Source organism: Flavivirga aquimarina, from assembly GCF_030540835.1.
GTDB lineage: Bacteria > Bacteroidota > Bacteroidia > Flavobacteriales > Flavobacteriaceae > Flavivirga > Flavivirga aquimarina.
On the sequence record NZ_JAUOEK010000139.1, the window covers coordinates 44691 to 67798 of the forward strand.

The window sequence follows — 23108 nt, forward strand, 5'->3', positions numbered from 1 at the left end:
TTATAATTATGGCACGATTATTACGTTATAAGTTTCATATTCAATTATCTTTGATCTTAAATTAAAAACGAATCGTTAATGACTAGAAAGAATATTGTATCCCTCTTGATGGCTATTAGTTTTAGTTTGCACATTGTGGCACAACAATCTGCCACTTATACCAGTAATTTAGTTGATTATCAAAAAGCCTTATCCCTTTATAATAATCAACAGTACCTTGCAGCTCAGTCTTTGTTTGGCAATGTAAAGAAAACAGCAAAAGAAGATATTTTACAGTCGGATTGTACATACTATATAGCTAATTGTGCAGTGCGTTTAAATCAACAAAATGCTGACCAGTTGGTGGAGGATTTTGTAAAAGATTATCCAACTAGTACAAAACGAAATACTGCTTTTGTGGACGTAGCAGATTATTACTTTGAGAATTCTAAATATCCCCATGCAAGAAAGTGGTATGATAAAGTTGATGAAAATGCATTAGATAGAAAAGAGAAAGAAAAGTATAATTTCAATAATGGCTATTCAGCATTTTCTACCAAACAATATAAAGAAGCTAAAAAATATTTAGGACGAGTAGAAAACTCTCAGGAGTTTGGTTCACAAGCTAAATATTACATAGGTTTTATGGCTTATGAAGGAGATGATTACGATCAAGCAAATGAATATTTCGACCAAGTAAGCGATCAAGAACGATACAAAGAAAAGTTGTCCTATTATCAAGCAGATTTAAACTTCAAATTAGGAAATTTTGAGAAAGCTATAAAGTTAGCAGAAGAGAGGTTAGATGGAAGCGATGAAGATGAAGTGTCAGAATTATCAAAAATAATAGGAGAGAGTTATTTTAACCTAGAAAAATATGCCGAAGCGATTCCGTATTTAAAAGCCTATAAAGGAAAAAAAGGGAAAAGAGATAGAAGTGGGAAATGGAATAATACCGATTATTACCAATTAGGATATGCCCATTATAAACAAGGTGATTATGAAAGTGCCATTTCGGAATTTAATAAAATAGTTGATGGAAATAACTCAATTGCACAAAATGCCTATTATCATTTAGGAGAAAGTTATATTAATCTGAATAAAAAGCAAGAAGCATTAAACGCATTTAGATATGCGTCTCAAATGAATTTTGATTTAAAAATTCAGGAAGATGCCTGGTTAAACTATGCAAAAATCAGTTATGAAATTGGAAACCCCTACCAATCGGCTCCACAAGTTTTAGCAGGTTATTTAGAGAAATACCCAGATACAAGTTATAAAGAAGAAATAGAGACTCTATTAATAGATTCTTATATTACCTCAAAAAACTATAAAGAAGCCCTTAAATTATTAGAAGGAAAAAAGAGTTTCGAAAATAAAGTGGCATATCAAAAAGTAGCATTCTATAGAGGTTTAGAGCTTTATAATGAGAATAATTATTTAGAAGCAGAATCACTTTTTGATGAATCTTTAAAAGAACCAAGAGATCCTAAATATACAGCTCGTGCCACATTTTGGAAAGCAGAAGCAGATTATAATTTAACAAATTATGACGATGCTTTAGTTGGTTTCAAACAATTTCAGCAAGAAACAACATCATTATCAACACCAGAAAGTGAAAACATAGATTATAACTTAGCTTATACATATTTCAAGCTAAAAAATCACGATCAATCGACTAAGTATTTCAATCAATTCATTTCCAATAAGAAAGAAGATAAAGTAAGATTGAACGACGCGTATTTACGATTAGGCGATGGATACTTTGTTTCCAGTCAATACAAAAGCGCCATCAATGCTTATAATAATGCCATTAAGTTAAATGAAATAGAGTCTGATTATCCGTTTTTTCAAAAAGCAATCAGTGCAGGTTATAGTGGGCAAACTTCAAAAAAAATAAAAGAACTGGAACAGTTTATTTCAGAATACCCGAAATCAAAATTGAGGGATGATGCCATGTACGAGCTAGGTAATTCATATGTTAAAGCCAATGAAACTGATAAAGCCATGACGATTTACAACCGCTTAAGTTCAGAATATAAAATGAGTTCTTTTGTGCCAAAAGCATTGTTACGTCAAGGGTTGGTTTATTATAATGGCAGCGAAAATGAACGCGCCTTAACAAAATTTAAAAAAGTAGCAGCCGATTATCCTGGTACTCCAGAAGCGGTTCAGTCTGTAGCAACAGCCAAGTTGATTTATATAGATTTAGGACGTGTTGATGATTATGCAAATTGGGTTCGAACTTTGGATTATGTTGAGGTTACAGATACAGATTTAGATAACGCAACATACGAAGCCGCAGAAAAACAGTATTTAGATGGTAATACAGATAAGGCTATAAAGCAATTTAATAAGTACTTAAATGAATTCTCTAACGGATTGCATGCCCTACAAGCCCATTTTTATATAGCACAGTTATATTACAAAAAAGATCTAACGACCAATGCGGCACCTCATTATAAATATATAGTCGAAGCATCGAGAAACGAATATACAGAAGAAGCGCTTTCGCGTTTGTCTCAACACCATTTAGAAGCCAAAAGTTGGAATAAAGCAATGCCTTTATTATTAAGACTGGAAGAAGAAGCCAATTTTCCTCAGAATGTCATATTTGCACAATCTAATTTGATGAAGGCAAATTATCAATTAGAACATTATAATGAAGCAGTTACTTATGCCGAAAAGGTATTAGGTAGCTCAAAAATCGATAATAAAATAAAAAGTGATGCACATATAATTATAGCACGTTCAGCTATAAAAACAGGCGATGAAGAAAAAGCTAAAACCGCCTATGGAAAAGTAGAAAAAGTAGCCACGGGAGAAACCGCAGCCGAAGCATTATATTACAATGCTTATTTCAAGAATAAAGAAGGTAAGCATGAAGCATCTAATAAATCGGTTCAAAAATTAGCCAAAGACTTTTCAGGCTATAAATATTATAGTGCTAAGGGACTAGTGCTTATGGCAAAGAATTTTTATGCTTTAAACGATGCGTTTCAAGCCACTTATATTTTAGAAAGTGTTATTGAAAACTTTGCCGAATTTAACGATGTAGTTTCAGAGGCAAAAGACGAGTTAAGGAAAATTAAAACCGAAGAGGCAAAAACGAATTCATCCATTCAACCGGACGAAAATTAAAATCGTCAATCGTAAATCAAAAAACGTAAATCAAAATATATGCGAAAGCACATAAAGAATATATTAGTTACAGTAGTCACAATAAGTACTACAGTTTCTTTTTCACAGGACAGAAAAAATGATACGATTAATACAGGGGTTATAGATGTAGTAAAACCATATACCCCAACAATATCCGATGCTTTTAAGGTAAAAGAGATTCCTACTTTAGAAGATGAAACTACCGAAACTAAAAAGGAAATTAAATATAACATTTTTTCATTTCCAGTAGCATCAACATTTACACCAGCAAAAGGAAAAGCAGCGGTTGTAGAAAAAAGAAAGCCAACAAAATTATTCGACAATTATGCAACTTTAGGTGTTGGAACTTATACCACCATTTTAGGAGAAGTTTATTTAAATCACGCTATTAGCAGAACAGAAAGTGTAGGAGGTTATATAAGCCATCACTCATCGCAAGGCGGTATTGAAAACTTGTCTTTTGATGATGATTTTTCTAATTCTAAGGTCAATATAAATTATTCAAGTCGATTGAGGTACTTAGCATGGAATGTAGAAGGAGGGTTTAAACATCAAACCTATAATTGGTATGGTGTGCCAGAGTCTCAAGTCACAGCAGCAGTTACTGATGGTATTGATGTGAAACACTCATTTTTTAATGCCCATTTTGGAGGCGATATTACTTTCGAAGATACATATATTAATTCCGGAAGTTTCTTTTTTAGACGTTTTGGAGACAACCAAGGCTCAGGAGAAAACAGGTTTATCGTGAAAGCTAAAATAGATGTGCCAATTAACGATATAGAGATTTCTACAGATATTAAGTTTGATTATTTAGGCGGAACGTTTGATAGAAGTTATACAACAAATACAGAATTTAATTATAAGAATATTCAAGTTGGAATTTCACCAACTTACGAAATGAAACAGGACGACTTAACTGTTAACTTAGGTATTTCTTCCTATTATTTAAGAGATTCTGAAGCAAAGAAAAATAAATTCTATATATACCCTAATATAACCGCAACCTACAGATTGGTGAACGACATATTAATTGCTTATGGAGGTATTGAAGGAGACTTAATTCAAAATTCATATCATGATTTTGCGACCGAAAACCCTTTTGTCTCTCCAACCCTATTCATCATACCAACAGACCAATTATACAATGCCTATATTGGGTTAAAAGGAAAATTATCCAGTAATATGAGTTATAATATTAGCGGATTCTATATAGCCGATAGAGATAAAGCATTATATAAAACAAATATTATAAGAAACTTGGCACCAGAGAATAATTATGACTATGGAAACTCGTTTGGAATTGTGTATGATGACGTTGATACTTTTGGAGTCGCAGGAGAAATAAATGTAGATGTAAATAGGAACTTTAAATTAGGTTTAAAAGCAGAGTATTTTAGTTATTCAGCAGATATCGAGGAAGAAGCCTGGAATTTACCAGATATTAAAGGTTCTTTATTTTTAGATTATCAAATAAACGAATATTGGTTTGCTGGAGCTAATCTATTTTATATAGGAGAGCGTAAAGATCAATTAGAATTAGAGGGTTCGTTATTGCCAGACCCTTTAGCCACGACTATTGTTTTAGATAGTTATTTTGATGCCAATGCGCATTTAGGATATCATATTAATGATCAACTATCGGTATTTGCAAAAGCTAATAATATTAATAATAAGGCATATCAACGTTGGCAAAGTTTTCCAGTACAAGGTATTCAGTTTTTAGCCGGAGCGACTTATAAGTTTGACTTCTAATTCCCGCGAAGGTGGGAATCTCATGATGGTAACTCGAACTTGGTTCAGAGCCTGTGTGTTTCTATAATGATAACAGTCTTATATATTTAAACTCATGTAATGAAGAAAAATATTTTTACAACTATTTTGGTGTTTATATCAATTTTAGCGCATTCACAATATAAAGACTGGTGTGCAGCTGAAATTTTTTTTAAAGATGGAACAGTCTTAAGTGGTAAAGCTAGATTGACTATGATCGATGTTGGACTTACATTTCCTTTCGGTTCAAAAGAATATTTAAGGTACATTAAAGGGAAACAAATGAAAAGTACAAAATTTGTTCCTGAAGAAATTGAAAAAATTATTTTTGATTTGAATTATAAAACCAAAGGTAGAAGAGAAAAAAAAACAGTAGTATATATACCTATAATTAAAAGTAAGAATAGAAAGAAGGATAAATTGGGTTTTGCCGAACTCATTATAGATGGATCAGTTAAATTAGTTAAAAGAACTGTTTCTAATAGTTCTAATAATAGAGGAAGTATTTATAAAGAATCATTATTGGTAAGAAATAATGAGGAAGCAATTCTTTTTAATTATGTTGAATTAAAGTCATTTAAGAAACGGGCATCAGAATATTTTAACGATTGTGCTGTTTTAGTGTCAAGAATAGAAGATAAAAAGTATAGACGTAAAGATTTGGAAAGTTTAGTTAAGTATTATAATGATAATTGTGCCAAATAATCAAAATGCTATATTTCTAAAATAATTGACTCTTTTTACCGCATTTCCAAGAAGCTGGGAAACTCATGATGTTTTCTTAATCTGGCAAAGTAAATAACAAATTTATGAAAAAAGTACTTTTTGTAATCTTAATTTTGTGTTTCAATTTAGGGATTGCTCAAAGTGCAGTTCAAGAAGCAACACTTTCAGATTGTGCTTTAGAATTAACAAAACAAAAAGTGACTTACGATCCAAGTTATTTTTCAATAGCTTACCCTAATGGAGATGTGCCTAGTGATAAAGGTGTCTGCACAGATGTTGTTATTAGAGCTTACAGGAAGATAGGAATTGATTTGCAAAAAGAAGTTCACGAAGATATGAAAGCACATTTTGATTTATATCCGAAAATATGGGGACTGAAAAATACCGATAAAAATATCGACCACAGACGTGTACCAAATTTAATGACATATTTTAAACGACAAGGAGCAGAAAAGGAAGTGACTCAAAATCCTGATGATTATAAACCAGGTGATATTGTTTGTTGGAATTTAAGAGGTGCTATTACTCATATTGGAATTGTGGTAAATAAAAAATCGAATGATGGAAAACGGTATTTAATTGTTCATAATATAGGTTCTGGGCAAGTTTTAGAAGATTGCCTTTTCGATTTTAAAATTATTGGGCATTATAGGCTTGAAAGCTAAATTCCTGTGAATGCAGGAATTTCATGAATTAAACGGAATAATTTTAAGTAGGTTCCAGTCTTTATTTGACTTACTACGGTTTACTAAGCTATGCTCAGTACAAGGAACTCATTACAAACTGCTCAATGAGTACGCAGGAATGACTTTTCAACTCAACCGCGCCAAATAATCAAAATGTTCCCCCTCTAAAACAAGTTCACAATTTAAACCAACAGTTTCGCAAGCTAGTTTTAAGGTTTTAAAATCTAAATAAAGCCATTTCATAGGTATTTCTTTTTCGCCTTTATAAGATATAAAGTAATCAAGTTCACCATAATAGTTGGAATTAGTATCTATCCAGAGGCCACCATCTTCATCTTCATACATATATTTTATGTCAGAAGAATCAATTAAAATGTGCCCCTTAGGTTTTAAAAGGCTTTTTAAATGTGATAAGTATTCTGAAACTTGTGACAATTCTTGAAATATCCCTGTGCCATTCATGAGTAATAAAATAGTATCGAAGGATTCGGTTTCATCTAAAAGATTCTTTTCTTCGGCATCTATAATGCCACGTTGTCTAGCAACATCAATAGCTCCTTTAGAGATATCAATAGCTTTTACCTTTAACCCTTTTTCCTGTAAATATAAACTATGGCTTCCAGAACCACATCCCACATCTAAAACAGAACCTTTGGCTAGTTTTAAGGCTTTTTGCTCTAAGTTGGGCATGTCTTTAAAATCACGAAATAAATAAGGAAGAGGTAGAATATCTTCACTAGAAATACTTGTAGAAGTAACAAGGTCTTCTGTGTAATTACCATTTTGATAATCTAATAAAGCATTTCCGAAAAGGTCTTTCATAAGCTGTCTTTGCGAGACTTTTTAGTCATGGCAATCTTTTTAATTTATTATTACTATTGAGGTTGTTTTATTCCTGTTTCCTTCGTAAGGATGAAAAGTACTATTTTTATACCATGCAAGACATCATTAAAAACCTTCCTAAGCTCGCCAAAGATAAGCATAACGAAAACAAAAAGTTCTTCGCGAAATTAAAAAAGAAGCCACCAAAAAACTTGGATTATATTATGCAGGAATTGCATGATGAGACATTTGAACGTACAGATTGCTTAGAATGTGCTAACTGTTGTAAAACAACAGGCCCGTTATTTACAGATAAAGATATTGAGCGAATTTCGAAGCATTTTAAGCAAAAACCACAACAATTTATAAATAAGTATTTACGCATAGATGAAGATAATGATTACGTATTGCAAAGTGTGCCCTGTGTTTTTTTGGGAGCCGATAATTATTGTGCCATTTATGAGGTAAGACCAAAAGCCTGTAGAGAATTTCCACATACAGACAGGAAGAAGTTTCAGCAAATATCAAATCTAACATTAAAAAATGTGGCTATGTGTCCCGCAGCTTTTGACATTGTTGAGAATATGAAAAAAAGAATAAAATAAGTATATTTAGTAAAAATATTTTATTTGGAAACCATTTTAAATTATTTTGAAACCATTCCACCACTACATAGAGGTATCATTATTGTGGGAGGTTTAACTTTTTTTTGGATTATTGAAGGTATAGTACCATTATTTGGAGTTAACTACAAAAAATGGAGGCATGCAATACCAAACATATTTTTTACAATAACAACCATACTAGTAAACCTGCCATTAGCATTTTTATTTTTAAAATCATCCGATTGGGTTGCTGCTAATAATTTTGGAATTCTTAATTGGCTTCCGGAAATGCCATTATGGTTGTATAGTATTTTAGGTGTTTTTTTAATAGATTGTATTGGAGCCTATTTGCCTCATTTAATTGAGCACAAAGTAAAACCTCTATGGATGGTGCATTTAGTACACCATTCAGATCATCATGTAGATACAACTACAGCCAATAGGCATCATCCTTTAGAGAGTGTTATCCGTTATATATTTACCTTAATAGGTATATTTATTATTGGGACTCCTATTGCACTAGTTTTATTGTACCAATCACTATCGGTTATAGCAACACAATTTAATCACGCTAATATAAAATTGCCTAAAAAAGTAGATAATCTGTTAAGTTATATTATTGTGTCACCAGATATGCACAAAGTACATCACCATTATAAAATGCCATATACAGACTCTAATTACGGAAATATTTTTTCTGTATGGGATAGACTTTTTGGAACGTACATGGAATTAGATACAGATAAAATTGTATACGGCGTTGATGTGTTTCCGGATGAAAAAGAAAATAGCAACATTAAAGACTTATTAAAACAACCGTTTCAGAAATATAGAAAACCGACGACTTCTATTAGAGAATAAAGGAGAAATATAAAACAAGACTTGTCATGTTTTAAAGCCTAGCTGGTCTGAACATTTTAAACAGTAGTTATCCGATCAAATTAAAATTTAGTTGGTATTAATTATAAATAAGGTATTTACTCCGTGTTTTTTTATATAGTTCCAAATCCTTTTGCCAAGTGTCTTTAATTTCGGTTTCAGACATACCAGCGACAATCTGTTGTTGTAGCTTATTTGTTCCAGCATGTTTTGTGAAATTATCTGTATTGAAAAATAGAGATTTATCCGTCGAATTTTGATAGGCTTCAATCACCCATTTTAGTGTCATAATACCATTAAGTTCTTCATCCTTTAAATCTTTACCATAGCACGTAACATTTTTATGCTTAGGGTATTTAGCACCAAAATTAGCTATAGGTGTATAAGTAAATTTAAAGATTGTTTTATCTAAAAAAGGAGCCCCATATCTTTGAAATTGAAATTCAGTACCACGGCCGGCATTAATATTAGTACCTTCAAAAAGACCGAGGCTAGGGTATAATTTTATGGATTGATCGTTAGGTAAGTTTGGTGAAGGTCTAATAGGCAAGCTATAAAAAGAGTTGTGCGTGTAGTTTTTTAAAGGAATAATAATAATCTCGCATTTAGAACCTTTATCTAACCATTTTTCACCATTAATCATTTGTGCATACTCACCAATTGTCATTCCATGAACCAAAGGTATGGGGTGCATACCTAAGAAACTTTTATTCTCAATTTCTAGAGTAGGGCCATCGATATAATGCCCGTTAGGATTTGGTCTATCTAATATTAAAACAGGAATATTTTGTTCAGCACAAGCTTCCATAATATAATGTAAGGTAGAAATATAAGTGTAAAAACGAACACCTACATCCTGAATATCAAAAATAACGATGTCTAAACCTTCAAGTTGTTCTTTGGTAGGCTTTTTGTTTTTCCCGTAAAGCGATATAAGCGGTAAGTTGGTTTTAGTATCGATACCATCTTTAACAAATTCACCAGCATCAATACGACCTCTAAAACCATGTTCGGGAGAAAATACTTTCTTTATATCAACTTTTAGAGACAATAATGAATCTACTAAATGTGTATTACGATAAAATTCCTTTTCAAATTGAGTTTCATTAGTTTCCGGATCTACTAAAAAAATAGAATCTTTTTTTGTAAAAATTACAGATGTTTGATTCGCAACAATACCAACGTGTTTGCCTTTTAATAAAGGTAAATAAGCATCAATTTGGTTAGCTCCAACCGTAATTATACTATCATTTTTTATGGAAAAATGTGTTTTATTTTTAGTAATTAATTTACTTTTTGCTTTAGAAGCACAAGAAATCATTACAAAAACAAATAATAAAACTGTATTTTTGAAAACATTAAATCTCATAGAATAATTTGAATTACGAGTTTTTTATAGCTAAACGAATTATTGGTAGTAAAGCGTATAAAAGTAGTATATCGGCACCAATAATAAAAATAGGTATTGCAGCAATTGCTATTGGCATTGTAGTGATGATGATAGCTATAGCCACAGGTATAGGCCTACAACATAAAATTCGTGATAAAGTAGTGGCCTTCAATGGGCATATTACTATCACCAATTATGATAGTAATAGTTCTCAGGAAAATATTGTTCCGATATCTAAAGACCAAGAATTTTATCCGGAGTTTAAAAATGTTGAAGGTATTAGTCATGTTCAAGCGGTAGCAGCAAAGTTTGGAGTTATTAGAACTAAAACTGATTTTGAAGGCGTTTATTTAAAAGGTGTAGGAGCCGATTACAATTGGAACTATTTTAAAGAATTTTTATTAGAAGGAAAACTTCCAGACTATACAGGTAAAAGAAATGAAGAGGTTTTAATATCTCAATTTTTGGCTAATAGGCTAAAGTTAAAACTTAACGAAACATTTCAAATGGTGTTTCCAAAAGATGATCCGGAAAAATTACCAAATATTATTACGTATCATATTGTTGGGATTTATAATTCAGGGTTTCAGGATTTTGATGCGAATTACATCGTCGGTGACATTCGCCATTTACAAAGAATAAATAGGTGGAAGGACAATCAAATTGGGAATTTTGAAGTGTTTATTGATAATTACAATGAAATAGAAAGAAAAGGCATCGAAATATATCAAAATATACCCTCTGTACTTAATGCAGAAACAATTACAAATAAGTATGCTTCTATTTTTGATTGGATTCAAATTTTTGATAAAAATATTTATGGTATTATAGGTATCATGATACTTGTAGCAGGTATTAACATGATAACTGCATTACTTGTTTTAATATTAGAGCGTACTCAAATGATAGGGATATTAAAAGCAATAGGAAGTAATAATTGGAGCATCCGTAAATTGTTTTTATATAATGCATCTTATTTGATTTTACTCGGGTTATTATGGGGGAATATTATTGGGTTAGGACTCATCTTCGCCCAAAAATATTTTAAATTATTCCCATTAGATCCAAGTGTGTACTATGTTACTGAAGTTCCTATTTACGTTAATTTAGGCTATATTATTTCACTAAACATTGGTACACTTTTACTTTGTTTACTTATGCTTTTAATACCATCGTATATCATTACAAAAATATCTCCTGTAAAAGCCATTAGGTTTGAATAATTATTTAATATTTTGAGATCCCTTTTTGTACGTGCCTAAAGGACATTAAGCACAGTTTAAGAACATATCTTTCTTATACAGAACATGTTTAAGCATCACCAAAAGGATAAACCTGTCTTGAGTAAGTTCAAAGAGTCGTATTACTAATGCGCTAATAATTAACTTTTTAATTTAAATTTGTAATATAAAACTCATATTATGGAATATGCTGAGAATATATTGGGCACTATAGGTAATACACCATTGGTGAAATTAAATAAACTGGTAGAGGAATTACCATGCTTAGTTTTAGCAAAATACGAAACATTTAATCCCGGCAATTCTGTAAAAGATAGAATGGCTGTTAAAATGATTGAAGATGCAGAGGCAGATGGGCGGTTAAAACCGGGAGGAACTATTATAGAAGGTACATCTGGTAATACAGGAATGGGATTGGCTTTAGCGGCTGTAGTAAAAGGTTACAAAACGATTTGTGTTATAAGCGATAAACAGAGTAAGGAAAAAATGGACATCTTACGAGCAGTAGGTAGTAAAGTTGTAGTATGTCCAACCAATGTTGACCCCGAAGATCCAAAATCATATTATTCAACCTCAAAAAGGTTAGCAGAAGAAACGCCGAACTCCTGGTATGTAAATCAGTACGATAACTTAAGTAATACAGCAGCACATTACGAAAGCACAGGGCCTGAAATATGGAAACAAACCGACGGTAAAGTAACTCATTTCTTGGTGGGAGTTGGAACAGGAGGCACCATATCTGGAGTTGGTAAATATTTAAAAGAGCAAAACCCGAATATTAAAGTTTGGGGCATAGATACCTATGGTTCAGTTTTTAAAAAATATCATGAAACCGGAATATTTGACGAAAATGAGATTTACCCTTATATTACAGAAGGTATAGGAGAAGATATCATACCGAAAAATGTCAATTTTGACGTTATAGATGGGTTTACCAAAGTGACCGATAAAGATGCTGCAATTTATACCCAAAAATTAGCAAAATTAGAAGGTATGTTTCTTGGTAACTCAGCAGGTGCAGCCATAAAAGGACTTCTGCAATTAAAAGATCAATTTAAGAAAGACGATGTCGTGGTGGTTTTATTTCATGATCATGGAAGCCGCTATGTTGGAAAAATGTTTAATGATGAATGGATGCGCGATCGTGGATTTATTGAAGATAAACTAACCAGTGCGCAAGACGTTATTAATAATCATTTAGACAAACCTTTAATAACAGTAAAGACAGAAGAATTAGTCTCTCATGCTATTGAGCGTATGAAGGCATATAAAATTTCCCAAATACCCGTTGAAGATTCGTCAGGATTTGTTGGTGCAGTCGATGAGGCGGATTTGTTACGAAAATATATTGAAAATAAAGACATTTCTAATTTACCAATTAAAGAAGTTATGCATAAGCCGTTTCCAATAGTTAGTAAAAATACACCTATTGAAGCTATTTCTAAATTATTTGATAGAGATAATAATGCTGTATTGGTAAAACTAAGCAATGATGAATATCAAATTATTACCAAGTATGATATTATTAGTGTATTGTAACCAATAATAGAAACATAATTTATAAAACCTTGAATAAACTTATTCAGGGTTTTTTTATGCGACTTTTTAATGTTGTGTGTGATTCTATTTTATAATAGAACTTTGAGTTCGTGTTTTTTCTTTAAACCTCTGTAAGTAAAAACTTTAAAAAAAATTTTGTTTATACAGGATTTTATTATATTTTCGATGAAATGTATAAATTTAACGACAAAATACATTAAGTGCTAACTGTAAAATATCCGTTATGAATGTTCAACAAATATCTCTACAACAAGATAAATGGCTAGAAAATATTTCGATTTTAAATATTGAAGCCAATATATTTCTACTTTTTGTTTCCCCAAGTTTTAGTCAAAAAAAAGAAGTGCTGGATTTTATAAATAATAAGTATCCGGAAGCTATCATAATGGGGTGTTCAACAGCAGGTGAAATATCAGATATTACTGTAAAAGATGGGACGATATCTTTAACAGCAATACAACTAGACAAAGTTGTTTGTAAAAAAGCGTCAATCGAAATTATTGATATGGAATGTAGCTATAAATCTGGGCAATATTTAGCCAAAACCCTGTATAATGAAGATTTGCGACATGTATTAGTTTTAAGTGATGGGCTTAATGTTAATGGAGCAGATTTAGTTTCTGGCTTAAAATCGATAGTCCCTAATGTAAGTATAACAGGAGGATTGGCTGCCGATGGTTCAGACTTTAATAAAACATTTGTTATTAATGGTGATAAAATAGTAGATAAAACTATTATAGCTTTAGGTTTTTATGGAGAGCATTTAAAAGTAGGATTTAGTTCAAAAGGAGGATGGGATAGTTTTGGTATAGAACGATTGGTAACAAAATCGGAGAAAAATGTGCTTTATGAATTAGATGGATTACCAGCGTTAGAGTTATATAAATCCTTTTTAGGAAAGCAAGCAGATAATCTTCCAAGTTCAGGATTATTATTTCCTTTAAGCATGCGATTAGACAAAGATTCAACCCCGGTTGTTAGAACCATTTTAGCCGTAGATGAAGAAAACCAAAGTTTAACATTTGCAGGTAATATTCCAAAAGGGGCCTATGTTCGTTTAATGAAGGCTAATATTGATAGATTAATAGATGGTGCAGCAGATTCTGCAATAGGAGCCAATAAAGAACAGGAAAAAAATACAGAATTAGCTATTCTTATTAGTTGTGTAGGGCGTCGCCTAGTACTTAAACAATTGGTTGAAGAAGAAGTAGAAGCTGTTAGAGAAGTAATAGGAGAAAAACCTAGTATTACTGGGTTTTATTCATACGGAGAAATTGCTCCTTTTGGAGAATTTTCGCCTTGCGAATTACATAATCAAACGATGACTATTACGACACTTTCAGAATGTTAAACAAAGATTATCATAGACTCTTAAAGCGTCAGCTTAAAAAAACAGGATTAGACATGTCTGAGAACCTAGAGTATGTCCGGTTTTTTAATATGGTTAACGATGCTTATAAAAGTTTTGATAATGATGTAAAACATATCGAAAATATTCTTGAAGAAAGTTCTAAAGAACTATTTGTAGCTAATCAAGAATTAATAAAAGAAAGAGACCATACTAACAAAAAATTAGAAAATATTGTAGACAATATAGGAGGTGTTCTTTTTGAAACAGATTTAGAGGGTAATTTTACTTTTTTAAATAATGCATGGGCGGAATATTCGGGAATTCCTATAAGTAGTGCCATAGGAAAAAGTTTTAGACACTTTTTACACGGAGAGAATATTGATGGGTCTGAACGATTTGATAAATTGTTTTCTAGAAAGAAAGAACATATTAAGTTTATATTTAAGAATAAGAAAAATGACGAATTAATGTGGTTTGAAGTAAAATCAAAACTCATTAAAGATCGTAATGGAGAACTAATTGGATATATAGGAACCATAACAGATGTAACAAACCTCAAAGAAACAGAAATACAATTACAGAAAGCAAGTAAATCTAAAGATGAATTTTTGTCTACCATGTCTCATGAAATTAGGACACCATTAAATGCTGTTACTGGATTAACAAATATTTTATTAATGGAAGATCACTTGCCCGATCAGTTAGAAAATCTAAAAGCATTAAAATATTCGGGAGAACACCTATTAGGATTAATAAATGATTTATTAGATTTTGATAAAATAAAATCTGGAAAATTAAAACTAGTAGAAAAGGATTTTAGTCTAAATTATTTTTTAGAAAATATAAGGTCTCATTTTAGTTTAAGAACAGAGAAGAAAGGGTTGATCTTTAACGTAATTAAAGAAAATGATGTACCAGATAATATAATTGGAGATAAATTAAAGCTAACTCAAATAATTAAAAATTTATTAAGCAATTCTTTGAAGTTTACCGAAAAAGGATGTATCAATCTTAATGTTAAAAATTTAGGAGTAAAAGAAAATAAAGTAACCCTCGTTTTTAAAGTCATAGATACAGGGATAGGAATATCAAAAGATAGACAGAAATCTATTTTTGAAAGCTTTATGCAAGCAAGTTCTGAGACTTCCATAAAATATGGAGGTACAGGTCTTGGTTTATCTATAAGTAAAAAACTATTACACCTTCAAGATAGTGATTTAATAGTTGAAAGTAAATTAGGTAAAGGGTCTACATTTTCATTTGAAATTACTTATAAGATAAGTAACAGGCTAAGTGTTTATGAACCTGATATGATCAAGATGCAACCAGATTATGAGCCTATTAATATAGATGTACTAGTTGCAGAAGATAATAAAATGAATGTGCTAATACTCAAACGCTTTTTTGCTAAATGGGGAATCACATATACTATTGCAGAAAATGGAGAAGAAGTATTAAACCTCTTTGATAAAAAGGATTATGATTTAATACTTATGGATTTGCAAATGCCTAAGATAAATGGATATGAAGCGGCAAAAATTATTAGAAAATCAAAAGATAAAAACAAAGCTAATGTGCCAATAATTGCTTTAACAGCTTTTGCCCAAACCGATATTAAAAAGAAAACAGAACAATATAAAATGAATGGATTTATGGGGAAACCTTTTAATCCTGAAAAGTTGTATAAATTACTAAAATCTTATAGCAAAGCTTATAATAAAAAAGCTATGTGATTATTTCCACATAAATATATTTCCAAGTAACTAAAAAAACATAAAAAGTAAGTTTAATCTTACTCTTATATTTGTATCTTGCTTACAAATATTGATTTTAGTTATATGCAAGAAAATTTTTTACACTATATCTGGAAATATAAAAAATTTCAAATAAATCACCTCAAATCAGTAACAGGTGAAACCGTAAAAATTAATACTGTAGGGGAACATAACTTTAATTCAGGTCCAGATTTTCTCAATTCACAACTTATAATTGATGAGTTACTTTGGGCAGGTAACGTAGAGATTCATGTGAAATCGTCCGATTGGTTTTTACATAATCACGAACAAGACAGCGCATACGATAATGTTATTTTGCATGTGGTTTGGGAACATGACACAGATATTTTTAGAAAAAATAATAAAGTAATACCTACTTTAGAGTTAAAAGACTTAATTGATAAAAGTGTTTTAGTTAATTACGAAAAGTTGTTTGCCGAGCAAAACAAATGGATTAATTGTGAGCATGATTTTGCAAGTGTTAATGATTTTGTTTTGAGTAATTGGTTAGAACATTTGTACTTAGAACGTCTAGAACGAAAAACTAAAACAATAGAATCGCTTTTAAAAGAATCTAAAAATGATTGGGAAGCTGTGTTATTTAGAATGTTATCTAAAAGTTTCGGGCTTAAAGTAAACGGAGATTCATTTTTTAGTTTGGCTCAATCTATAGATTTTTCGGTAGTTAGAAAATTGCAGTCAAATCAACAAGCTTTAGAAGCATTACTATTTGGTCAGTCTGGATTGTTGAAACAGGATATAGAAGGTGCATATTATTTAAATTTGACTAAAGAGTACCAATTTTTAAAACAAAAGTTTAAATTACAAAATAGCCAAGTATTACCATGTCACTTTTTTAGATTACGTCCTATAAACTTTCCAACCATTAGATTGTCGCAATTGGCAAGTTTATACTTTAAACATCAAAACCTATTTTCAAAGATTATAGAAGTAAATCATTTAGATGATTTGTATAAGCTATTTAAAGTATCAACATCAAAGTTTTGGGAGACACATTATACGTTTCAAAAAGAATCAAAATCAATTAAAAAAACACTTACAAAATCGTTTATAGACCTATTGATAATTAATACAATACTACCTCTCAAATTCTGTTATGCAAAACAAAGAGCAATAGAGGCAGATTCAGATATTATAAAAATAGCTACTTCAATTACCTCAGAAAAGAATAGCATCATCGATGCATTTAATAACTTAAAAAAGACTACAAAATCATCATTAGACTCACAAGCTCTCATCCAGCTTAAAACAGCTTATTGCGATAAAAACAAATGTTTACAATGTGCCGTTGGTAATGCTTTAATAATTAAATAATAATAACTCGTACCAATTTGAGTATTTCTTTTAGTTTTCAACGAATTTATTATTCCACCTTTCGGCTTTGCTAGAGATAAACTTCAGTGAGAATCTAAAATATATAATTTTATTAAATTTTATATTTAAATTGCAGCATGAATAATATTTATAAACCATTACTGTTTTTTCAAAAGCATGGTTATTATGTTTGTCAGCGTATAGCAGATAGGTTAGGTATTAGGGCCAAGGTGGTAAGAACATCATTTATGTATGTAACGTTTGTAACCGTTGGGTTTGGTTTTGCGCTGTATCTGTTCTTAGCTTTTTGGATGCGAATAAAAGATTTAGTCTATACTAAACGCTCATCTGTTTTCGATTTATAATTTATAAAATAAATATAAAAATTAGAGCAACTAAACCAATTTTCTAATATTATTGAATGAATTACATCTGCCCACCAAAAAAATAAAAACTACCAGTGAACCCACTTATAAAATTTTTTAGAACCAAAATATATACGGCTATATTTTTATTAGTAGTTATTTTGCTAATAGGTGTTACAGGATATAAGATGTTATCAGGGTATTCTTGGGTAGATGCGCTTTATATGACCGTTATTACCATGACAACTGTTGGTTTTGGAGAAGTGGTCCCGCTTGATAACCAATCGAAAATTTTCACTATATTTTTAATCTTGGCAAGTGTGGTTATTGTAGGTTACGCCCTCTCAATAATTACAGAGTATATTTTGAGTAAAAATGACATTGAAGAATTAAAACATAAAAAGATGCAAAAAAAGATAGAAAGTTACAAAGGTCATATTGTAATTTGTGGTTATGGCAGAAATGGGAGGCAAGCAGCCAGAAAACTTTTAGCTTACAACAAGCATTTTGTAGTTATTGAAAAGGATAAAGAGGTAGAAGAACGTATGCAAATTGATGGGACTCCTTATATTATTGGTAATGCCAACGAAGATGAAACACTTCTTCAAGCAGGAATAGATAGGGCTTCCTGTTTAATATCGGCATTGCCTAATGATGCCGATAATTTATTCGTTGTACTTTCAACCAGACAGTTAAATAAATCTATAAATATTATAAGCCGAGCATCTTTAGAAACATCATATAATAAATTAAAGTTGGCTGGAGCCAATAATGTTATTCTACCTGATAAAATTGGAGGAGATCACATGGCATCTTTAGTCGTTATTCCTGGCTTAATGGAGTTTGTGGATAACCTTTCTATAGTTGGAAAATCAAATATTAATATAGAAGAAATCGCTATAGAAAAATTATATACTACAAAAGAAGTAAAAACTATTAAAGATTTAGACCTTCGTAAAAAAACAGGATGTACCGTTATTGGTTATAAAGATGAGAAAGGCGAATATTTGGTAAATCCTGAGGCAGAACTGGAATTAGCATCAAATTCTAAGATTATTGTTTTAGGTAGGCCAGAACAGATTGAAGCACTCAATTCGACATACAATATAAATTAGGGAATTTTTGATTTTAACAAGCATTGTTTTAAAAAATCATTTTTTTTTAGCATCTTGCTAGCTTTTAATACGAATTTTTCAATAAAATTAATTTAATACGATTTCCTTATGAAGAAATTTCTTCTTTCAATAGTTACTTTAATATTACCATTTTTAACATTTGCACAAGAGGCCACCGAAAAAGGTGTTGATCAAATAATCGATGAAAAGTTTGGAGATGCAACAGGGTGGTTTGTGAGTTTTATTTTTTATCAAATAGATTTTGGTAACGATATTAAGGTGTTTTGGGTGTTATTTCCTTTAATTATAGGAGCAACATATTTCACATTTTATTTTAAGCTAATAAACTTTAGAGGTTTTTTTACCTCGGTTAATATTGTAAGAGGAAAATACGATGATATTGACCACCATGAGTCTCTAATAGCAGCTGGCGATTCTACACCAGGTGGAGATGCTATTGAAACTATAGCGATTGAAGGGCACGAAGGAGAGGTATCGCACTTTCAAGCATTAACAGCAGCGCTATCTGCCACGGTAGGCCTAGGTAATATTGCAGGTGTGGCCATTGCTGTTTCTATTGGAGGGGCAGGAGCTACGTTTTGGATGATTGTTGCAGGTCTATTAGGAATGGCGTCAAAATTCGTAGAATGTACACTAGGGGTTAAGTACAGAGACATCTCTGAAGAAGGGGTTGTTTATGGAGGTCCAATGTATTACTTGACTAAAGGGTTAAAATCTAAAGGATTTACAGTACTAGGTAAAGTGTTAGCAGTATTGTTTGCCATATTTGTAATTGGCGGTTCATTTGGAGGAGGAAATATGTTCCAAGCTAATCAAGCGTTTCAATTAGTAGAAAATATAACAGGTGGAAATGAATCATTTTTACATGGAAGAGGTTGGTTGTTTGGACTTGTAATGGCCGTTCTAGTAGGTATAGTGATAATAGGCGGTATTAAAAAAATAGCAAAAGTTACAGATAAAATAGTTCCTTTTATGGTGGTAATTTATGTGGCAGCTTCGCTATTTGTAATATTTGCTAATTTTAATATGATTGGTGATGCATTTGTTCAAATATTTAATGGAGCATTTAGTCCAGAGGGTGTTGCAGGTGGAGCTATGGGAGTATTAGTTCAAGGGTTTAGAAGAGCAGCATTTTCAAATGAAGCGGGAGTTGGATCAGCGTCAATTGCACATTCAGCCGTAAAAACTAAATATCCAGCAAGTGAAGGGATGGTTGCTTTGTTAGAACCATTTATTGATACAGTGGTAGTTTGTACCATGACAGCGTTAGTATTAATTATTACAGGAAACGTAACCGCAGAAAATGCCTCTTTAAATGATGCGCAAGCTATTTTGTTAACCTCAGGAGCTTTCGAATCAGCAATTTCATGGTTCCCATATGTACTAACTATAGCAGTTGTTTTATTTGCATTTAGTACTATGATTTCTTGGTCGTATTACGGTTTTCAAGGATGGGCATATTTATTTGGAAGAACTAAAAAAACAGAGTACACATATAAATTATTATTTTGTGTGTTTGTAGTAGTTGGATCAGCTGCAAGTTTAGGTTCGGTAATAGGATTTTCTGATGCTATGATATTTGCCATGATGGTTCCAAATATGGTCGGTTTAGTTATTCTAGCTCCAAAAGTTAGAGATGAACTAAATAAATATTTGAGTGCTATAAAATCTAAGAAATAATAATTTTTTTATCATAAAAATGAAATCCCATTTCACGTTTTCTAAAGAACAGCGAAATGGGATTCTTTTATTATTAATACTCATTATAGGCTTGCAATGCCTTTACTTTTTTGTTGTCCCAATAACTATCGGGGTTTCTTCTGAAGATATTGCAGTCAATAAAGAAGAACTTGCTAAGTTTAATAAAGAGATAGATTCACTTAGGTTGGTGCAATTAGAACAAAGAAAACCTAAAATACATCCTTTTAACCCCAATTATATAACAGATTTTAAAGGAGCATCTTTAGGAATGTCTAATAAGGAAATTGATAGATTACTTGCTTTTAGAAAAGAAAACAATTGGATTAATTCAACAAAGCAATTTCAAGAAGTAACTAAAGTATCGGATTCATTTTTAAATCAAATATCTCCATATTTTAAATTTCCGGAATGGGTAAATAAGCCAAAAGTAAAACAAGTATCGGCTTTTAGTTATGGCAAAACGTCGAAAACCTATGTAGAAAAACAAGACCTAAATAAAGCAACACCAAAACAATTACAAAGTGTAAATGGTGTAGGAACAGTGTTTTCTGAACGTATTGTGAAATTTAGAAATAAATTTATAGGAGGTTTTATTGATGATATACAACTTCAAGATGTATATGGTTTAACACCAGAAATAATAGAAAAAATTACAAACCATTTCATAGTAAAGACACCAAGACAAATTCAGAAGATAAATATCAATAATGCGACTGTAGATAACTTAGTAACCGTTCAACATATTGATTATGATTTAGCATATAATATAATAGAACAACGTAATTTGAGAGATGGATATAAATCTCTGGATGAATTAATTAAAGTTAAAGACTTTCCAGTAAATAAAATCGATATAATTAAATTATATTTGTCCCTCGATTAAAAAAACAGCAGTGTTTATAAAATGAGTATTAGCTTAGAAACTGACTTTAGAAAAGAAAAAGTTAATTACAGAAAACACCAGCTGGCATGTCTAACCAACAAATATTAATAAACTTAAATAGATGAATAATATGTACTTCACCGAAGAACATAATCTTTTTAGAAAAAGCCTTCAAGATTTTTTAAAAAAAGAAGTAGTTCCTAACATAGAAAAATGGGAAAAAACAGGAACTATAGATAGATTTATTTGGAAAAAGTTTGGTGAGATGGGCTTTTTTGGTATTAATTACCCGGAGGCTTATGGAGGAATGAATCTAGATTTATTCTATACAGTAATACTTTTAGAAGAACTTCAAAAAATAAATTCAGGTGGATTTGCAGCAGCAATTTGGGCACATGCTTATTTAGCAATGACGCATTTAACAGCAGAAGGAGATGAAGCCATTAAGCAAAAATATTTAGTGCCAAGTATTTCTGGAGATAAAATAGGATGTCTATGTATTACAGAACCTTTTGGGGGCAGTGATGTGGCAGGCATGCGAACAACAGCAGTGAAAGATGGCGATCATTATATTATTAACGGATCCAAAACATTTATTACAAATGGGGTTTACAGTGATTATTTAGTTATCGCTGCAAAAACAAACCCAGAATTAGGTAATAAAGGTATTAGCATATTTGTAATAGACAGAGAGACAAAAGGAGTTTCTGCAACTAAATTAGATAAGTTAGGTTGGAGAGCATCAGATACAGGGGAAATAGCATTCGATAATGTAAAAATACCTGCAACTAATTTAATGGGAGAGGAAAATAAAGGATTTGCATATATATTGCAGCATTTCTCTTTAGAGCGTTTAGTTATGGGAGTTAATGCCCATGCACGTGCGGAATATGCATTAGAGTATGCATTGCAATACATGTCAGAGCGCCAAGCTTTTGGTAAATCAATAGATACATTTCAAGCATTAAGACATAACATTGCCGATCTGTACACCGAAATGGAAATATGTAAAGAATACAATTATTCGGTTGCCTATAAATTAAACAAAGGCGAGTATGTAGTTAAAGAAGCGTCCATGTCTAAATTAAAGTCAACAAAAATGGCAGATGATGTTATTTATCAGTGTCTTCAGTTTTTAGGGGGCTATGGCTATATGGAAGAGTACCCAATGGCAAGACTTTTAAGAGATAGTAGATTAGGGCCAATTGGAGGTGGCACTTCAGAAATCCTTCGTGAGATTATCGCAAAAATAATAATAGATAAAAAGGAATATAAGCCTGTGTGTGGCTAATTAGTCTATTAATATTTTTTCGAAAATCACAAAAGATTATCGCAAAAATAATAATAGATAAAAAGGAATATAAGCCTGTATGTGGCTAATTAGTTTAAGTTTTTTAAAATTTAAAAAAAATCATAATTCGTAATTCGTAATTCCAAAATAGTATTTATATTTGCATCCCGTTAAATATCGGGACAGAAAATTTAAAAGAGAGGAGGTTAAGACACTATGTTAATAATACCAATAAAAGAAGGAGAAAATATAGATAGAGCGTTAAAGCGTTTTAAGAGAAAGTTTGATAAAACTGGAACTAAACGTCAGTTACAAACACGTAAGCAGTTTAATAAACCTTCAGTAGTACGTAGAGCACAGATTCAAAAAGCTCAGTACATACAAGGACTAAGAGATGCAGAAGATATTTAATAGCTTCAAAATCAAAATAAATTAAAATCCCACTTAA

The 23108-nt window shown here is 31.2% G+C and carries 19 protein-coding genes; 17 read left to right on the forward strand and 2 right to left on the reverse strand.

Annotated features, from left to right (window positions below; all coding sequences use genetic code 11):
• Positions 1 to 78 precede the first annotated feature (78 nt).
• From Q4Q35_RS14065 to Q4Q35_RS14080, 4 genes are all read left to right on the forward strand, one after another.
• Positions 79 to 3120 (forward strand): tetratricopeptide repeat protein, encoded by a 3042-nt coding sequence (locus Q4Q35_RS14065; RefSeq protein ID WP_303278628.1) that lies wholly within the window; start codon positions 79 to 81, stop codon positions 3118 to 3120.
• Positions 3121 to 3159: 39 nt separating this feature from the next.
• On the forward strand, positions 3160 to 4896 hold the full coding sequence (locus tag Q4Q35_RS14070) for a porin family protein (protein WP_303278629.1): 1737 nt from the start codon (positions 3160 to 3162) through the stop codon (positions 4894 to 4896).
• 99 nt (positions 4897 to 4995) lie between these two features.
• Positions 4996 to 5619: a hypothetical protein gene (locus Q4Q35_RS14075; protein ID WP_303278630.1), complete on the forward strand. Its 624-nt coding sequence runs from the start codon at positions 4996 to 4998 to the stop codon at positions 5617 to 5619.
• Positions 5620 to 5723: 104 nt separating this feature from the next.
• Positions 5724 to 6305 carry a DUF1287 domain-containing protein gene (locus Q4Q35_RS14080; RefSeq protein ID WP_303278631.1) on the forward strand — a complete coding sequence of 194 codons (582 nt, stop codon included), beginning with the start codon at positions 5724 to 5726 and terminating at the stop codon, positions 6303 to 6305.
• A 147-nt stretch (positions 6306 to 6452) separates the two neighbouring features.
• Here the strand turns inward: Q4Q35_RS14080 and Q4Q35_RS14085 are convergent, their stop codons facing one another.
• Complete coding sequence (locus Q4Q35_RS14085; RefSeq protein ID WP_303278632.1) at positions 6453 to 7148, reverse strand: class I SAM-dependent methyltransferase; 696 nt, start codon at positions 7146 to 7148, stop codon at positions 6453 to 6455.
• 113 nt (positions 7149 to 7261) lie between these two features.
• On the opposite strand from Q4Q35_RS14085, the gene Q4Q35_RS14090 reads away from it, so the two are divergent.
• Positions 7262 to 7753 carry a YkgJ family cysteine cluster protein gene (locus tag Q4Q35_RS14090; protein WP_303278633.1) on the forward strand — a complete coding sequence of 164 codons (492 nt, stop codon included), beginning with the start codon at positions 7262 to 7264 and terminating at the stop codon, positions 7751 to 7753.
• Between the two features lie 24 nt (positions 7754 to 7777).
• Positions 7778 to 8614, forward strand: a complete 837-nt coding sequence (locus tag Q4Q35_RS14095; RefSeq protein WP_303278634.1) for a sterol desaturase family protein — start codon at positions 7778 to 7780, stop codon at positions 8612 to 8614.
• A 97-nt stretch (positions 8615 to 8711) separates the two neighbouring features.
• Here the strand turns inward: Q4Q35_RS14095 and Q4Q35_RS14100 are convergent, their stop codons facing one another.
• Positions 8712 to 10001: an exo-beta-N-acetylmuramidase NamZ family protein gene (locus tag Q4Q35_RS14100; protein WP_303278635.1), complete on the reverse strand. Its 1290-nt coding sequence runs from the start codon at positions 9999 to 10001 to the stop codon at positions 8712 to 8714.
• Positions 10002 to 10009: 8 nt separating this feature from the next.
• On the opposite strand from Q4Q35_RS14100, the gene Q4Q35_RS14105 reads away from it, so the two are divergent.
• From Q4Q35_RS14105 to rpsU, 11 genes are all read left to right on the forward strand, one after another.
• Entirely contained in the window at positions 10010 to 11245 is a 1236-nt protein-coding gene (locus Q4Q35_RS14105) for an ABC transporter permease (RefSeq protein WP_303278636.1), read from the forward strand.
• Positions 11246 to 11443: 198 nt separating this feature from the next.
• Positions 11444 to 12802: a pyridoxal-phosphate dependent enzyme gene (locus Q4Q35_RS14110; RefSeq protein WP_303278637.1), complete on the forward strand. Its 1359-nt coding sequence runs from the start codon at positions 11444 to 11446 to the stop codon at positions 12800 to 12802.
• A gap of 244 nt (positions 12803 to 13046) precedes the next feature.
• Positions 13047 to 14174 (forward strand): FIST signal transduction protein, encoded by a 1128-nt coding sequence (locus Q4Q35_RS14115; RefSeq protein WP_303278638.1) that lies wholly within the window; start codon positions 13047 to 13049, stop codon positions 14172 to 14174.
• Between the two features lie 53 nt (positions 14175 to 14227).
• Positions 14228 to 15907, forward strand: a complete 1680-nt coding sequence (locus tag Q4Q35_RS14120) for a PAS domain-containing sensor histidine kinase (RefSeq protein WP_303278639.1) — start codon at positions 14228 to 14230, stop codon at positions 15905 to 15907.
• A 105-nt stretch (positions 15908 to 16012) separates the two neighbouring features.
• The gene (locus Q4Q35_RS14125; RefSeq protein ID WP_303278640.1) at positions 16013 to 17284 is read left to right on the forward strand and encodes a DUF2851 family protein; all 1272 of its coding nucleotides are present in this window, start codon (positions 16013 to 16015) and stop codon (positions 17282 to 17284) included.
• Between the two features lie 137 nt (positions 17285 to 17421).
• The gene (locus tag Q4Q35_RS14130) at positions 17422 to 17649 is read left to right on the forward strand and encodes a PspC domain-containing protein (protein ID WP_303278641.1); all 228 of its coding nucleotides are present in this window, start codon (positions 17422 to 17424) and stop codon (positions 17647 to 17649) included.
• Between the two features lie 95 nt (positions 17650 to 17744).
• Complete coding sequence (locus Q4Q35_RS14135; protein WP_303278642.1) at positions 17745 to 18764, forward strand: potassium channel family protein; 1020 nt, start codon at positions 17745 to 17747, stop codon at positions 18762 to 18764.
• A 108-nt stretch (positions 18765 to 18872) separates the two neighbouring features.
• A complete protein-coding gene (locus Q4Q35_RS14140) occupies positions 18873 to 20465 on the forward strand; it encodes an alanine/glycine:cation symporter family protein (protein WP_303278643.1) in 1593 nt (530 codons plus the stop codon).
• 19 nt (positions 20466 to 20484) lie between these two features.
• Positions 20485 to 21369 carry a ComEA family DNA-binding protein gene (locus Q4Q35_RS14145; RefSeq protein WP_303278644.1) on the forward strand — a complete coding sequence of 295 codons (885 nt, stop codon included), beginning with the start codon at positions 20485 to 20487 and terminating at the stop codon, positions 21367 to 21369.
• Positions 21370 to 21490: 121 nt separating this feature from the next.
• Positions 21491 to 22660, forward strand: a complete 1170-nt coding sequence (locus tag Q4Q35_RS14150; RefSeq protein ID WP_303278645.1) for an acyl-CoA dehydrogenase family protein — start codon at positions 21491 to 21493, stop codon at positions 22658 to 22660.
• Between the two features lie 216 nt (positions 22661 to 22876).
• Complete coding sequence (gene rpsU, locus Q4Q35_RS14155) at positions 22877 to 23071, forward strand: 30S ribosomal protein S21 (RefSeq protein WP_303278646.1); 195 nt, start codon at positions 22877 to 22879, stop codon at positions 23069 to 23071.
• The last annotated feature ends 37 nt before the right edge of the window (positions 23072 to 23108 follow it).

Coding starts and splice junctions, on each gene's coding strand:
- Q4Q35_RS14065 (WP_303278628.1), top strand. CDS start 79: ATGACTAGAAAGAATATTGTATCCCTCTTGATGGCTATTAGTTTTAGT.
- Q4Q35_RS14070 (WP_303278629.1), top strand. CDS start 3,160: ATGCGAAAGCACATAAAGAATATATTAGTTACAGTAGTCACAATAAGT.
- Q4Q35_RS14075 (WP_303278630.1), top strand. CDS start 4,996: ATGAAGAAAAATATTTTTACAACTATTTTGGTGTTTATATCAATTTTA.
- Q4Q35_RS14080 (WP_303278631.1), top strand. CDS start 5,724: ATGAAAAAAGTACTTTTTGTAATCTTAATTTTGTGTTTCAATTTAGGG.
- Q4Q35_RS14085 (WP_303278632.1), bottom strand. CDS start 7,148: ATGAAAGACCTTTTCGGAAATGCTTTATTAGATTATCAAAATGGTAAT.
- Q4Q35_RS14090 (WP_303278633.1), top strand. CDS start 7,262: ATGCAAGACATCATTAAAAACCTTCCTAAGCTCGCCAAAGATAAGCAT.
- Q4Q35_RS14100 (WP_303278635.1), bottom strand. CDS start 10,001: ATGAGATTTAATGTTTTCAAAAATACAGTTTTATTATTTGTTTTTGTA.
- Q4Q35_RS14110 (WP_303278637.1), top strand. CDS start 11,444: ATGGAATATGCTGAGAATATATTGGGCACTATAGGTAATACACCATTG.
- Q4Q35_RS14115 (WP_303278638.1), top strand. CDS start 13,047: ATGAATGTTCAACAAATATCTCTACAACAAGATAAATGGCTAGAAAAT.
- Q4Q35_RS14120 (WP_303278639.1), top strand. CDS start 14,228: ATGTCTGAGAACCTAGAGTATGTCCGGTTTTTTAATATGGTTAACGAT.
- Q4Q35_RS14125 (WP_303278640.1), top strand. CDS start 16,013: ATGCAAGAAAATTTTTTACACTATATCTGGAAATATAAAAAATTTCAA.
- Q4Q35_RS14130 (WP_303278641.1), top strand. CDS start 17,422: ATGAATAATATTTATAAACCATTACTGTTTTTTCAAAAGCATGGTTAT.
- Q4Q35_RS14140 (WP_303278643.1), top strand. CDS start 18,873: ATGAAGAAATTTCTTCTTTCAATAGTTACTTTAATATTACCATTTTTA.
- Q4Q35_RS14145 (WP_303278644.1), top strand. CDS start 20,485: ATGAAATCCCATTTCACGTTTTCTAAAGAACAGCGAAATGGGATTCTT.
- Q4Q35_RS14150 (WP_303278645.1), top strand. CDS start 21,491: ATGAATAATATGTACTTCACCGAAGAACATAATCTTTTTAGAAAAAGC.
- rpsU (WP_303278646.1), top strand. CDS start 22,877: ATGTTAATAATACCAATAAAAGAAGGAGAAAATATAGATAGAGCGTTA.